Genomic DNA, 13,622 nt, shown 5'->3' on the forward strand with positions numbered 1-13,622 from the left:
TAGCGTCGAGACGAGGGTCCGAGGGGCGCGCGACGAACCCGGTCCCGACGGCCGGAGCGGCCCCCATTCGAGTCACCGGCGAGGCGGACGCGATGAGGGGACGGGACAGGACGGAGGGCCGCATCGAGCCGCGGCTCGGGCGCGACACCGGGGACGGCGACCTGCGCGTGACCCTGGACGACCGCGCGACGGGCGCGCCCGTGCGCGGCCGCGACCGCGATCCCCTTTCGCCACGACACGGCCGACAGGACGGACGGGACGGGGCGCCGTCGTCGCCACGACACGGGCGACACGATGCCCGCGCCGAACCGCGTCTCGGCGCCGGGCCGAGCCGCTGGCAGGACGACGAGCCGGACCTGCCCTTCGACGACGAGGAGATCGCCCCCGTGGCCAAGGCCAAGCGCGGCAAGCGCGCCGACGACAAGGCGGGGCGGGGCCGGCGCAAGCCGCGCCGCAGCCTGACGGGCCGAATGATGCGCGGCCTCGTCTCCACCGGCCTCACCCTGGGGCTCTGGGGCGCGATCGGCGTCGGCGGCCTCCTCGCCTACACGGCCGCCACCATGCCGCCGACCTCCGAATGGACCGTGCCGAAGCGCCCGCCCAACGTGGAGATCGTGGACGCCAACGGCCAGCTGATCGCCAACCGGGGCGACACCGGCGGCGAGGCCCTGCGCCTGGAGCAGATGCCGCCCTACCTGCCGGAAGCCGTGATGGCCATCGAGGACCGGCGCTTCCTCACTCATTTCGGCATCGACCCGATCGGCCTCGCCCGCGCGGTGGTGACCAACGTGGCCGCCGGCAACGTGGTGCAGGGCGGCTCCACCCTGACCCAGCAGCTCGCCAAGAACCTATTCCTGGAGCCGGACCGGACCCTGGAGCGCAAGCTGCAGGAGGTGCTTCTGGCGCTCTGGCTGGAGTGGAAATTCTCCAAGGACGAGATCCTGGAGATGTACCTCAACCGCGTCTATCTGGGCGCCGGCAGCTACGGGGTGGACGGCGCGGCGCGGCGCTACTTCGGCAAGTCGGCCCGCGAGCTGACGCTCGGGGAATCGGCCATCATCGCCGGCCTCCTGAAGGCGCCGTCCCGCTACGCGCCGACCCGCGACCCGGACCTCGCCCGCGAGCGCGCCAGGCTGGTGCTCGCCGCCATGGCGGAGGAGGGCTACATCAGCCGGGCCGAGGCCAAGAAGGCGGCCGAGGCGCCGAGCCGGATCGTGATGGCCCACAACGCCCGGGCCGAGAACTACGTGGCCGACTGGGTGATGGAACTCCTGCCCGGCTACGTGGCGTCGGTCGCCGGCGACATCGTGGTGGAGACCACCATCGACGTGGACATGCAGAAGGCCGCCGAGACGGCCCTGCGCGAGACCCTGGCGGCCGAGGGCAAGTCGCACAACGTGAGCCAGGGCGCCCTGGTGGCGCTCGACAACGGCGGCGCCGTGAAGGCGCTGGTCGGCGGGCGCGACTATGCGGAAAGCCAGTTCAACCGGGCCGTGGCAGCCCGGCGCCAGCCGGGATCGGCCTTCAAGCCGTTCGTGTTCCTGGCGGCGGTGGAGCAGGGCTACACGCCGGACCACATCGTGGTGGACGAGCCAATCTCCATCAAGGGATGGCAGCCGAAGAACTATTCCCGCGACTACATGGGCCCGGTGACGCTGACGACGGCGCTCGCCAAGTCGCTCAACACGGTGGCGGCGCGGCTCGCCGCCGAGGTCGGCCCGGCCACCGTGGCCCAGACGGCCCGGCGGGTCGGCATCGTGTCCAGGCTCCACGACAGCCCGTCGATCGCCCTCGGAACCGCGGAGGTGACGCCGCTGGAGATCACCGCCGCCTATGTGCCGTTCGCCAACGGCGGCTACGGCGTGATTCCCTATGTGATCGAGAGCATCCGCACGAAGGACGGCGAGGAGCTGTTCCGCCGCCAGGGCGACGGCACCGGCCAGGTGATCGAGCCGCGCGTGGTCGGCACCATGAACCAGATGCTGCAGACGGTTCTCTACGCCGGCACAGGCCAGAAGGCGGTGCTGAAGGACCGTCCCGCCGCCGGCAAGACGGGCACCAGCCAGGATTTCCGCGACGCCTGGTTCCTCGGCTACGTGAACGGCCTGACCACCGGCGTGTGGCTCGGCAACGACGACAACTCGCCGACCAAGAAAGCGACCGGCGGCAGCGTGACGGCGACCGTGTGGAACCGCTTCATGACGAAGGCGACCGCCGGCATGGCGGTCGGTCCCCTCCCCGGCCTCGACCTGGTGCCGCCGCTGGTGGTCGACCCCGGCACGCCGATCGCCAACGCGGACGGCCTGCCGGTCGTGCCGGACACCGCGCCGCCGCCGATGCCGCCGGTGGACGTGGGCGTGCGTGCGGACGGCCCGACGGACGTGGAGCGCGGTCTCCTGGAGCGGCTGTTCGGGGGTTGAGGATCCGCCGGCGTCGGACCGGGCCGCTTGAGGCCGACCACCCCAACCGGGCGCACGGGCGGCTTCGTCAGCCGACCCGGTGGAGCGCCCGCCCGTTCGCCTTCAGCCAGGCCTTGGCCTCGTCCGTGCGCGGCGCGAGCGCCACGCAGATCCGCCAAAAGGCGTCGGAATGGTTCATCTCGCGCAGATGCGCCACCTCGTGGGCGGCGAGATAGTCGAGCACGAAGGGCGGCGCCATGACGAGCCGCCACGAGAAGGAGAGCGTGCCGCGGCTCGACGCGGAGCCCCAGCGGGAGGCGGTGTCCTTGAGCCGGATCGCCGTGGGAGTGACGTCGAGGGTGGCCGCGTGACGGGCGACCGCGCGGGTGAGGTCCGCCCGGGCCTCCGCCTTCAGGTGGTCGAGGATCCGCCGGGCGAGGTGCGCCCGGTCGCCGGGGACGAGAAGCACCGGCCGCCCGTTTTCCACGCGCGCCTCCACGACGCCCCGCACGGCGCCGGTGGGGTGGATGAGATGCGGAACGCCGCGGACCGGCACCAGCCCCCCAGGCACCAGGGAGGACGCGGGCGTGCCGTCGCCGATGCGCTCGGCGAGCCAGTCCAGGTGCCGGCCGACGAAGGCCTTCGCCTCCGAGACGGTGCCGCGCTTCGGCACGGTGACGACCGCGCCGTCGCGGCGCGGATCGAGGCGCAGGGTGTAGCGCTTCGCCCGCACGTTGCGACGCAGCGCGACCGGAATGGGACGGCCGGCCACCACGACCTCGAAGGCGGACGGGGCCGGCTTGGGCGACGGAGTCTTCGGCGGGGAGAAGAGGAACGGGATCCAGCGATTCGGCATGCCCGATCCTAGAGCATTCTCCGATCAAGTTGCATGACGCGATCGACGAGAGAATGCTCCAGCATGGTGGATCCGGAGCGCCTTCGACGTGACGACTCCGTCAGGTCGGAAAACGCTCCAGCAGGTCGAAGCAGTCGTCCGGAAACGTGGAAACGCCGATGTGGGCGCGGCCCGAAGGCCCGCCCACACCGACTGGAGGTCAGGAAAAGCGTCGCCTGTCCACGGCGGGGGATCAGCCGGTGGGGTTAGTCCGGCTCGCCATGAAGCGATCGAACTCTTCCTGATCCTTCGCCCGACGCAGCGAGCGAAGGAACTCGTCGAACTCGGTCCGCATGCGCTCGATCTTGGCGCGCTCCTCTTCGAGCCGCTTCAGTTCGCGCTCGCGGTACTCGTCGAACGCGGCGTTGCCGGTGCGGCCGAAATCCGGGGCCCGGAAGCCGGCGTCCCGCACCACGGTTTCCATGTTCGGGCGCAACTTCGACCAGGTCGTCCGCATACGGTCCCCCCACATGATGTAGGCCAGCATGGCAAGGCCAAGCGGCCAGAACACGATGAATCCGAGCACCATCAAACCGACCGAAGTCGGGTGCCAGCCAGGCTTGACGATACAGTTGTTGGTCATTTCAAGTCCTCGACAGTCAACCACCACGAAGAACGAGGTGGCCCCGGCCAAGGCGCCGTTCAAGACCTTCCAAGCTGTTTTTTGGACCCAAGGGGGATCAGCCGATCTTCTTTCAAACAAATGGGGCGCGAAAAAGATCCGGCGGCGAGGTCTTGAAACCCGCATGCGGCATCACGGTGCCGTGAGGGACCGGCGTCCGGCAGGGCCGCCGGTTCGGGCGAGGGCCGGCTCAGCCGGCGCGGGCACCGAGATGGATCACGCCGGCCCCGGCGAGCACGAGGGCGGCGCCGGCGAGGTCGAAAGGCGTCAGCGACACGCCCTCGACGGCCCGAAGCCAGACCAGGGACGCGGCCACGTAGACGCCGCCGTAGATCGCGAAGGTGCGGCCGGAGCCGCCGGTGTCGACGAGCGTCAGGGCCCAGCCGAAGCCGAGCAGGATCGCGACGGCGGGGAGGAGAAAAGCCGGATGCCAGCCGAGCCGCAAGACGGCATGGACGAGCCAGCAGCCGCCGATCTCCAGTCCGGCGGCGACCAGAAGGGCGAGACCGGCCGGCAAGCCGCTCAGGCCAGGGACATCAAGCGGCGGGCCTGGCCGACCCAGTCCTGCCGGCGGATCCGCCCGTGAGTCGCGAGGCGGCGGTCCAGATCGTCGATCTGGGCGTCGGTGAGGTCCGCCAGCTGGTCGACGAGGAAGATGCCTTCCCGGTAGAGGGCGGCCTCCAGCTGCGGGCCGATGCCGTCGATCCGCTTCAGGTCGTGGGTGGCGGTGGAGGCCTTGCGGGCCTTGGCGGGGACCACCGCCTCCGCCGCGCGGCGGGACCGCTGGTTGTGGGTGAGGATGAAGTCCGTGATGCGCGGGCAGATCTCCGAGCGCCAGCGCGAGCCGTTGAAGACGCCGTAGTGGCCGACCCCCGGCTGCATGTAGTGGATCTTCATGTCGTCCGGGAGGCCGGTGCAGAGGTCGTGGGCGGCGGCCGTCTGGCCGACGCCGGTGATGTCGTCCTTTTCCCCCTCCACGGTGAGGAGCGCGGAGCGCCGGATCTTGCCGCAGTCGACGAGCCGGCCCCGGTGCATGAACTCGCCGTTCGGCAGGGCGTGGGTCATGAACACGGTCTCGACCGTCTGCAGATAGAACTCCGCGGTCAGGTCCATGACGGCGAGATACTCGTCGTAGAACTCCCGGTGCTTGGCGGCGCTGTCGCCATCGCCCTTGACGAGGTTGGCGAAGTATTCCTTGTGGGCGCCCACGTGCCGGTCGAGGTTCATGCTCATGAAGCCGGTCAGCTGCAGGAAGCCCGGATAGACGTCGCGGTAGATGCCCGGGTGCGGGAAGGGCACCTTCATGATCACGTTGCGGCGGAACCAGTCGATGTCGCGCTCGGCCGCCAGGTTGTTCACGGCGGTCGGGTTCTTGCGGGTGTCGATCGGGCCGCCCATGAGCGTCATGGTGAGAGGTGCGAGCGGGTCCCCGTTCGCCTCCATGACGGCGACGGCCGCCAGGACCGGCACCGACGGCTGGCAGACCGCCAGCACGTGGGCGTCGCCGCCGAGGGCCTGCAGCATCTCGATCACGTAATCGATATAGTCGTCGAGGTCGAAACGGCCGGCCGCGAGCGGCACCATCCGGGCGTCTTCCCAGTCGGTGATGTAGACGTCGTGCTTGGGCAGGAGCGCCTCGACGGTGCCGCGCAGGAGCGTGGCATAGTGTCCCGACATGGGGGCGACCACCAGCACCTTCGGGTCCTTGCGGCGGGATGCCGGGACCGCGCGCTCGAACCGGATCATCCGGCAGAAGGGCTTGTGCCAGACCACTTTTTCGGTCACCGGCACGCGCACGCCGCCGACCACCGTGGCGTCGAGCCCGAAGGACGGCTTGCCGTATCGACGGGTGGAGCGCTCGAACAGCTCGCACGCCGCCGCGATGGATCGGCCGACCTGGGTCTGCGAGAAGGGGTTGAACGGGTTCTGGAAGTAGAGGCGGGTCATGTCCGCCGCCGCTCGCGCAGGCCCCATGGCTGCGTGGTTGAACTCGTACAGGTGGTAGTACGGCACGTTCATCCTCTGCGGTCCTCGTACCCTGTCACCCCGCGAAGACTGACGATGTCTCACGGTCATGAACAAGCGGTTTCAATGACCAGGGGTTCCACCGCGCTGGATCTGAGGATAGATCCGGTTTTCTTCCAGCCGCAAGGATCAGGCGGCTAAGCCTTAAGTCGGGCGGCGGGCGGCCGTCCGGCTGCCGACCGGACGACGCCCGGCCCTGGGGAGGCCGGCGTCGGCCCCCGAGCGGCGCCCGATGGGGGACCCATGCCGAACGCGATCGTTCTCTCGCCGAACCAGCCGCTCCGGCTGAAGCTCGACACCCTCGTCCGGCTGCGCTGGCTGGCGGTGGCGGGGCAGACCCTCGCCGTCATGGGCGTCTCCTTCGGCCTCGGCTACCCGCTGCCGCTCGGCCTCTGCCTGGGGCTCATCGCGCTGTCGGCGTGGCTGAACCTCTTCCTGAAGATCCGCTATCCGGCGACCCTCAGGCTCGCGGACCCGTCCGCGGCGGCCCTCCTTGCCTATGACATCCTGCAGCTCGCCGGCCTCCTCTATCTGACCGGCGGCCTCACCAACCCGTTCGCCATCCTGCTGATCGCGCCGGTGCTCGTCTCGGCGACGGCGCTGAAGGTGCGGACCACCATCGCGCTCGGCCTCCTGGTGATGGTGCTGGCGACGCTGCTCGCCGTCTGGCACCGGCCGCTGCCCTGGACGGACGGGCCCGGGTTCAACCTGCCGGACGAGTATGTGGCGGGGCTCTGGGTGTCGCTCGTCTGCGCGCTCTGCTTCATGGCGGCCTATTCGTTCCGGGTCGCCGACGAGGCCCGCCAGCTGCACGCCGCCCTGACGGCCACCGAACTGGTGCTGACCCGGGAACAGCACCTGCACCAGCTGGACGGACTGGCCGCCGCCGCCGCCCACGAACTCGGCACGCCGCTCGCCACCATCGCGCTGGTCGCCAAGGAGCTGGACCGGGAGGTGCCGGCGGACGCGCCCTGGCGGGAGGACCTGGCGCTCCTGCGCTCCCAGTCGGAGCGGTGCCGGGAGATCCTGAAGAAGCTGACCTCGCTCGCCACCGAGTTCGGCGATCACCTCGCGCGCCAGCCGATCACCCACCTGATCGAGGACGTGATCGCGCCGCACCGGGAGTTCGGCGTGGCGCTCATCGTGCATCTCGACGGCGAACGCGATCGGGAGCCGGTCGGCACCCGCAACCCGGCGATCCTCTACGGGCTCGGCAACCTCGTGGAGAACGCGATCGACTTCGCCCGCTCCAGGGTGGACATCGGCGCCGCCTGGACGAACGACGAGGTGGTGGTGACCATCCGCGACGACGGGCCGGGCTTCTCGCCGGAGGTGATCGACCGCCTGGGCGAGCCCTACGTGACGACGCGCGGGCGGGCGGCGGCACAGCCGCGGGAGGGCGGCGGGCTCGGCCTCGGCTTCTTCATCGCCAAGACGCTTCTGGAACGGACCGGGGCCCGTGTCTCAATCACCAACAGGGCTCTTCCGGATACGGGCGCCGTCATCACGGTGCGCTGGCCGCGCGAGGCGATGGACGCCGGCATCGAGGAGCCCTGGTGAAAGCCGGTTCAGAAGTTTCGAAAGCGCTTTGCTTCCAATGACCATACGGATTGTTGCCGCACCCTCGGAACCCCATATAGAGTGCCGGGACGCCAGGGATCCACCCGGATCGGGAGCACGTAGAACTCCCGACAGGACGGTGGGCCGACAGGGACGGAACGAAAAGGCAGTTTTCCATGGACGCTCACACCACGGCCGTGACGGATCTCGACAAGACCCTCCTCATCGTCGACGACGACAAGCCCTTCCTGCAGCGGCTCGCCCGCGCCATGGAAGCCCGGGGCTTCGCGGTGGAGACGGCCGATTCCGTCAATGACGGCCTCCTGAAGGTCGAGGAGCGGTCTCCCGCCTACGCGGTGGTGGACATGCGGCTCGGCGACGGCAACGGCCTCGACGTGATCGAGCGGCTGCGCCAGCACCGGCCGGACGCCCGGGCCATCATCCTGACCGGCTACGGCAACATCGCCACTGCCGTGACGGCGGTGAAGATGGGCGCGGTGGACTATCTGGCCAAGCCCGCCGACGCCGACGAGGTGATCGCCGCCCTGACGCGGGATCCGGAGAGCCGGGCCGTGCCGCCGGAAAACCCCATGTCGGCGGACCGGGTGCGGTGGGAGCACATCCAGCGAGTCTATGAACTGTGCGAGCGGAACGTGTCGGAGACCGCCCGGCGCCTCAACATGCACCGCCGCACCCTGCAGCGCATCCTGGCCAAGCGCGCGCCGCGCTGATCGCGCACCCATCGCCGGCCGGACCCGTCCGCTGGCCGGACTCCGGTTCCGACCGAGACGAAAAGGCCCCCGGCGCGGTCGCGGCGGGGGCCTTTTCCATGGCGGACCTTTCGTGGCTCACCAGAAGCGGGCGAGGGCGGAGCGCCCCGCCGTCACTCGGCCGCGGCGGCCATGTCGGGGGCGGCGGACAGCACGTCGCGGTCCACGTAGCGCTCGAACTTCTCGAAGTTCCTGATGAACATGCCGACCAGCTTGGCGGCCTGCGCGTCATAGGCCGCCTTGTCGGCCCAGGTCTCCCGGGGCTGCAGGATGGCGCCCTCGACGCCCGGCACGGCGACCGGCACCGCGAACCCGAACGAGCGGTCGGTGTAGAAGTCCGCCTGCTTCAGCGATCCGTCGAGCGCGGCGGTGAGAAGCGTGCGGGTGGCCTTGATGGGCATGCGCCGCCCGACGCCGTAGGCGCCGCCGGTCCAGCCGGTGTTGACGAGCCAGCAGTCCACCTCGTGGGCGGCGATGAGCCGCTTCAGGAGCTCGCCGTACTCGGACGGATGGCGCGGCATGAAGGGCGCGCCGAAGCAGGTGGAGAAGGTGGCCTGGGGCTCGGTCACGCCCTTTTCGGTGCCGGCCACCTTGGCGGTGTAGCCGGACAGGAAATGGTACATGGCCTGCGCCGGCGTGAGCTTGGCGATCGGCGGCATCACCCCGAAGGCGTCCGCCGTCAGCATGATGATGTTCTTCGGCTGGCCCGCGCGGCCCGTGGGGCTGGCGTTCGGGATGAAGTGCAGCGGATAGGCGCAGCGGGTGTTCTCGGTCTTCGAGGCGTCGTTGAAGTCCGGCGAGCGGGTGAGCGGATCGATCGGCACGTTCTCGATGATGGTGCCGAAGCGCTCGGTGGTGGCGTAGATCTCCGGCTCCGCTTCGCGAGACAGGCGGATGGTCTTGGCGTAGCAGCCGCCCTCGAAGTTGAAGATGCCGGCCTCGCCCCAGCCGTGCTCGTCGTCGCCGACGAGGATGCGGTTCGGGTCGGCCGACAGGGTGGTCTTGCCGGTGCCCGAGAGCCCGAAGAAGAGCGCCGAATCCCCGCCGTGGCCAACGTTGGCCGAGCAGTGCATCGGCATCACGCCGCGCGCCGGCAGAAGGAAGTTCAGCATGGTGAAGACCGACTTCTTCATCTCGCCCGCGTAGGACGTGCCGCCGATCAGCACGATCCTGCGGGTGAAGTCGCAGGCGATGACCGTCTCGGTGCGCACGCCGTGGCGGGCCGGGTCGGCCTTGAAGCTCGGCAGGTCGATGATCGTCATCTCCGGCACGAAGGCGGCGAGGGCTTCGCGGGCCGGACGGATCAGCAGGTTGCGGATGAAGAGGGAGTGCCAGGCGAACTCGGTGACGACCCGGGTCGGCAGCGCGTGGGCCGGATCGGCGCCGCCCACCAGGTCCTGGACGAACAGCTCCCGGCCGGCCGCGTGGGCGATGAAATCCTCGTAGAGGCGGTCGAACTGGGCCTTCTCCAGCGGCTTGTTGTTGTCCCACCAGACGGTGTCGCGGGTCAGCTCGTCCCGGACCACGAACTTGTCCTGGGGCGAGCGGCCGGTATGGACGCCGGTGTCGACGGCGAGCGCGCCGCCGGCCGCGATCTGGCCTTCGGAGCGGCGGAGCGCCTGTTCGTAGAGATCGGCCTCGACGAGATTCCAGTGCACGGCCGCGAGGCCCTTGAGCCCCGTCGTTTCGATCCCTTTGGCGGTGTTCCAGATGCCGGTCTGTTCCACGTGATCCATCCCGTCAGGGTGCCGAGGTGACGTACGCGTCAGCTTACTCGGTCGTTGCGCCTCTCTCGCATCCACGGTCCGGCGCGCTGTCCACCGGGTCCGTGACGACGAAAGCCCTCGATCCGCACCTCACGCAAAGGGCAAGTCCGACGTCCGTGGACGCCGCGGCCGCGTGCGTTCCGTGCCGAGATCCTCCCGAAGGTACGGAAGCGCCCGACATGCGACAAGTTCGCGGCAGGTCATTCTGCCTCATGGACAGGAAGTAAATCGGTTAGATACTACTAAATCGGTAGGCCGGACCCGCGCGGGCATCCTTAATTCAGCATCGAAAGTAATAAAGACCGATCGAGTCCTTGGGCGGACACGTGAAACCGTTTGCGATCAATAAGACAAAGGTAGCGTCGGCGAGCCGATCCCGCCGATGCCTGTCGGGCTCGGATGCACTCCTTCGCTCAAGCCCGCGCCAGCTCCGACAGCGCCTTCAACTCGTATCGAAGCTCCATCACCTGCCTCTGACGTGAACGGAAGGGAAGCCGGACCACCTCTTCGCCGGAGGACAGGTCCAGGCCGTCCGGGTCCGCCGCCACCACCCGCCAGTCGCCGTCGGGCCGGCCGAGGAGGCGGGTCGCGTAGAGGCGGACGGCGTCCAGGTGATCCTCGTTCATGTGGCCGGCGACGCCGGCTTCGGCCGCCCTGAAGGCCTCGGCGCTGTCCGGCGGAACCAGAAGCTCCGACGCGTCCACCCTGTGGATCCGGCCGAAGCCGGCGACCAGGTGCCCTTCGCGCAGTTCGATCCGCATCAGGCCGAAATCCGCGAAGGCCGCATAGCCCTCCGCCTCCGGATGGCGGGCGAGGAAGCGGCCGAGCAGGCGCTCGTGCTCGGGCGTGTCGCGGCCGACGCGGATCGCCCGCCCCTGGAGGGTGATGCGCGCGCCGGCGAGCGGGTCCCCGCCCTCGCCCCCCGGCGCCACGAGGAGGAGCGAGCAGCGACCGTCCCGATCGAGGTTGCGGGTATGAACGGCCAGCCTGGAGACGAGGAGGAGCGGCGCGCCGTCCACGTCGGTCGCCACGCTCACGAAGCTGCCGAACGGTTCGCCCGCCTCGGTCAGCGTGGACAGGGTCGCGGTGGCGGCGGCGCGCAGGGTCTCCCGGGCGGCCCGGACCGGATCGAAGGACGTCATCTCGGACACGGCTTCATTCTCCCTTTGTCGGTTTGCTCGATTGGCGAGCAGGCGCTGCTCCCCTATAAGGCAGATCTCCCCACCCACGCCGGCCCGCCCTGCCCTGCCGGCGGGCGCGCGATCCGGGGTCGGGCTCGGTATTCGCACGAGGCTTCTCACGTGGCGTTGGCAGTTCCCGATTCCGGCCCGGCGGAGGCCCAGCCGCTCGGCGTCCATGTGGAGAAGACCCTCCGCCTCGCAGCGCCGATCATCGTGGCACGGGCCGGCCTCGTGGTGTTGATCTCCGTCGACAGCATCATGGCCGGGCACGCCGGGCAACTGGACCTTGCGGCTTTCGGGCTCGGCGTGGCGCCGCTGATGACGCTGATGCTGGTCTGCCTGGGCGCGCTCCAGGCGACGGTGGTGCTGGCCGCCCAGGCGATCGGCCGCGGCGAACCGCACACCGTGGGCGAGGTGCTGCGGGCCGGCCTCGTCAACGCCCTGGTGCTCGGCTGTCTCGCCGGCGGCCTGGCGCTCGCCGCCGAGCCCTTCTTCCTGGCGACGGGCCAGCAGCCGGAGGTCGCCGCGGCGGGGGCCCGGGTGGCGGAGGTGTTCGCCCTCGGCCTGCCGGGCCTTCTCCTCTTCATCACGGTGAACCTGATCCTGGAGGCGACCGGGCGGGCGCGCACCGGCATGGTGCTGATGCTGATCGCCAACGTGCTCAACGTCCTCGCCGACGGCGTGCTGGTGCTCGGCTGGGGCGGGCTCGTGGCCGAGGGCGGCGGCGCCGTGACGGCGACGGCCACCTCCACGGTGCTGCGCTGGGGCCTGTTCGCGGCCGCCATCGCGATCCTCCTGCGCGACAGCCGCCGGGACGGCGACCGCTACCGGATGCTGGCCGACGCCGGGCAGTGGTGGCGGACGGCCGTGACGCTCGGCGGCGAACCGGGCCGGGTGATCCGCCGCATGGGCCTGCCAATGGGCCTGGCGCAAGGGGTGGAGAGCGCCGCCTTCTCCACAATGGTGTTCTTCGCGGGTCTCCTCGGCACCGCCGCTCTTGCGGCCCACCAGACCACCATGACGGTGATGTCGCTCGTCTACATGAACGCGGTCGGCCTTGCGGGCGCCACCTCGATCCGGGTCGGCAATGCGGTGGGGCGCCGGGGCGCCGTCGACATGGCGCGCGCCGGCTGGAGCGGCATCGGCCTCGGCGGGCTCCTGTCGGGCCTCTGCGGGCTCGCCATGATCCTGCAGCCGGAGGCGATCGCCCGCTTCGTCGTGTCCGATCCGGCGGCGGTGGCGGTCGCCACCGAGACGCTGCGCTTCGCCGGCCTGTTCACGGCCTTCGACGCCATGATGGGCGTCGCCATGGGGGCGCTGCGCGGGGTGGGCGACGTGTGGGTGCCGCTCGGCCTGCAGTCCGCCGCCTTCTGGATCGCGGCCGTGCCGACGGGCTGGCTGTTCGGCTTCCACCTGGACTACGGGGCGGTCGGCCTGTTCGCCGGAATCGGGGCCGGGATCACCGCGTCCCTTGCACTGCTGCTGCCTCGTTTCCATCTGGCGTCGAGGCGGCTCGCCGGGAGCTTCGGCCAGGCGCGGTCTGCGTCTTCGCCATAATTTCCGCCACTTTCTGGCGGGAAAGCTCTCGATGACGTGGTAGACCAGACGGGAACGTCGGTCCGGACCGACGCTTCGGACCGGACTGGAGGGCGGTCCGGTCCGGGTCCGCGACCCCGCAGTGAGAAGGAGACGGCATGCCGACCATCGCGCTCGTCGACGACGACCGGAACATCCTCACCTCGGTGTCGATCGCGCTGGAGGCGGAAGGCTACCGGGTGGAGACCTACACGGACGGCGCCTCCGCGCTCGACGGCCTCGCCCAGTCCACCCCCGACCTCGCCATCCTGGACATCAAGATGCCGCGCATGGACGGGATGGAACTCCTGCGGCGCCTGCGCCAGCGCACGGACATGCCGGTGATCTTCCTGACCTCCAAGGACGACGAGATCGACGAGCTGTTCGGCCTGAAGATGGGCGCCGACGACTTCATCCGGAAGCCGTTCTCGCAGCGCCTGCTGGTGGAGCGCGTGAAGGCCGTGCTGCGCCGGGCCGCCCCGCGCGACGCCGCCGCCCCGAAGCCGACCGACGCGGCGAAGACGATCGAGCGCGGGCCGCTGATGATGGACCAGGAGCGGCACACCTGCACGTGGAACGGCGCCAACGTGACCCTGACGGTGACCGAGTTCCTGATCCTGTTCGCGCTCGCCCAGCGCCCCGGCGTGGTGAAGAGCCGCAACGCCCTGATGGACGCCGCCTATGACGATCAGGTCTATGTGGACGACCGCACCATCGACAGCCACATCAAGCGGCTGCGCAAGAAGTTCAAGGCCATCGACGACGACTTCGACATGATCGAGACCCTTTACGGCGTCGGATATCGTTTCAAGGAGATGTGACGCGGCCG

11 protein-coding genes are annotated in these 13,622 nt (G+C 70.0%); 5 read left to right on the plus strand and 6 right to left on the minus strand.

What is annotated here, in order from left to right; all coding sequences use genetic code 11:
* The first annotated feature begins 92 nt into the window (after positions 1-92).
* Entirely contained in the window at positions 93-2,420 is a 2,328-nt protein-coding gene (locus HND91_RS19055) for a transglycosylase domain-containing protein (protein ID WP_181708195.1), read from the plus strand.
* Positions 2,421-2,487: 67 nt separating this feature from the next.
* On the opposite strand, the gene HND91_RS19060 is transcribed toward HND91_RS19055, so the two are convergent.
* From HND91_RS19060 to phaZ, 4 genes are all read right to left on the minus strand, one after another.
* Positions 2,488-3,255, minus strand: a complete 768-nt coding sequence (locus tag HND91_RS19060; protein WP_181708196.1) for a M48 family metallopeptidase — start codon at positions 3,253-3,255, stop codon at positions 2,488-2,490.
* 232 nt (positions 3,256-3,487) lie between these two features.
* On the minus strand, positions 3,488-3,877 hold the full coding sequence (locus tag HND91_RS19065; protein WP_181708197.1) for a DUF2852 domain-containing protein: 390 nt from the start codon (positions 3,875-3,877) through the stop codon (positions 3,488-3,490).
* A 229-nt stretch (positions 3,878-4,106) separates the two neighbouring features.
* Positions 4,107-4,433: a YnfA family protein gene (locus HND91_RS19070; protein WP_181708198.1), complete on the minus strand. Its 327-nt coding sequence runs from the start codon at positions 4,431-4,433 to the stop codon at positions 4,107-4,109.
* Positions 4,434-4,438: 5 nt separating this feature from the next.
* Complete coding sequence (gene phaZ / locus HND91_RS19075; RefSeq protein ID WP_181708199.1) at positions 4,439-5,935, minus strand: polyhydroxyalkanoate depolymerase; 1,497 nt, start codon at positions 5,933-5,935, stop codon at positions 4,439-4,441.
* 249 nt (positions 5,936-6,184) lie between these two features.
* Here phaZ and HND91_RS19080 point away from each other — a divergent pair, with 249 nt between their 5' ends.
* Positions 6,185-7,501, plus strand: a complete 1,317-nt coding sequence (locus HND91_RS19080; protein WP_181708200.1) for an ActS/PrrB/RegB family redox-sensitive histidine kinase — start codon at positions 6,185-6,187, stop codon at positions 7,499-7,501.
* 176 nt (positions 7,502-7,677) lie between these two features.
* The gene (locus HND91_RS19085; protein WP_181708201.1) at positions 7,678-8,232 is read left to right on the plus strand and encodes an ActR/PrrA/RegA family redox response regulator transcription factor; all 555 of its coding nucleotides are present in this window, start codon (positions 7,678-7,680) and stop codon (positions 8,230-8,232) included.
* Positions 8,233-8,384: 152 nt separating this feature from the next.
* Here the strand turns inward: HND91_RS19085 and HND91_RS19090 are convergent, their stop codons facing one another.
* Both HND91_RS19090 and HND91_RS19095 read right to left on the minus strand, forming a co-directional pair.
* Positions 8,385-9,998, minus strand: coding sequence for a phosphoenolpyruvate carboxykinase (locus HND91_RS19090; protein ID WP_181708202.1), 1,614 nt, complete (start codon positions 9,996-9,998; stop codon positions 8,385-8,387).
* A gap of 452 nt (positions 9,999-10,450) precedes the next feature.
* Positions 10,451-11,179 (minus strand): HugZ family pyridoxamine 5'-phosphate oxidase, encoded by a 729-nt coding sequence (locus HND91_RS19095; RefSeq protein ID WP_181708260.1) that lies wholly within the window; start codon positions 11,177-11,179, stop codon positions 10,451-10,453.
* A 159-nt stretch (positions 11,180-11,338) separates the two neighbouring features.
* Here HND91_RS19095 and HND91_RS19100 point away from each other — a divergent pair, with 159 nt between their 5' ends.
* Both HND91_RS19100 and HND91_RS19105 read left to right on the plus strand, forming a co-directional pair.
* Positions 11,339-12,775: an MATE family efflux transporter gene (locus HND91_RS19100; protein WP_181708203.1), complete on the plus strand. Its 1,437-nt coding sequence runs from the start codon at positions 11,339-11,341 to the stop codon at positions 12,773-12,775.
* Between the two features lie 137 nt (positions 12,776-12,912).
* Positions 12,913-13,614: a response regulator transcription factor gene (locus HND91_RS19105; protein WP_181708204.1), complete on the plus strand. Its 702-nt coding sequence runs from the start codon at positions 12,913-12,915 to the stop codon at positions 13,612-13,614.
* Positions 13,615-13,622 lie beyond the last annotated feature (8 nt).

The sequence above is a fragment of the Chthonobacter rhizosphaerae genome (assembly GCF_013839525.1).
Taxonomy (GTDB): Bacteria; Pseudomonadota; Alphaproteobacteria; order Rhizobiales; family Pleomorphomonadaceae; genus Chthonobacter; species Chthonobacter rhizosphaerae.

Excerpts from the sequence above, each read along its gene's own strand:
- HND91_RS19055 (WP_181708195.1), top strand. The coding sequence starts at position 93 with ATGAGGGGACGGGACAGGACGGAGGGCCGCATCGAGCCGCGGCTCGGG.
- HND91_RS19060 (WP_181708196.1), bottom strand. The coding sequence starts at position 3,255 with ATGCCGAATCGCTGGATCCCGTTCCTCTTCTCCCCGCCGAAGACTCCG.
- HND91_RS19065 (WP_181708197.1), bottom strand. The coding sequence starts at position 3,877 with ATGACCAACAACTGTATCGTCAAGCCTGGCTGGCACCCGACTTCGGTC.
- phaZ (WP_181708199.1), bottom strand. The coding sequence starts at position 5,935 with ATGAACGTGCCGTACTACCACCTGTACGAGTTCAACCACGCAGCCATG.
- HND91_RS19080 (WP_181708200.1), top strand. The coding sequence starts at position 6,185 with ATGCCGAACGCGATCGTTCTCTCGCCGAACCAGCCGCTCCGGCTGAAG.
- HND91_RS19085 (WP_181708201.1), top strand. The coding sequence starts at position 7,678 with ATGGACGCTCACACCACGGCCGTGACGGATCTCGACAAGACCCTCCTC.
- HND91_RS19095 (WP_181708260.1), bottom strand. The coding sequence starts at position 11,179 with ATGACGTCCTTCGATCCGGTCCGGGCCGCCCGGGAGACCCTGCGCGCC.
- HND91_RS19105 (WP_181708204.1), top strand. The coding sequence starts at position 12,913 with ATGCCGACCATCGCGCTCGTCGACGACGACCGGAACATCCTCACCTCG.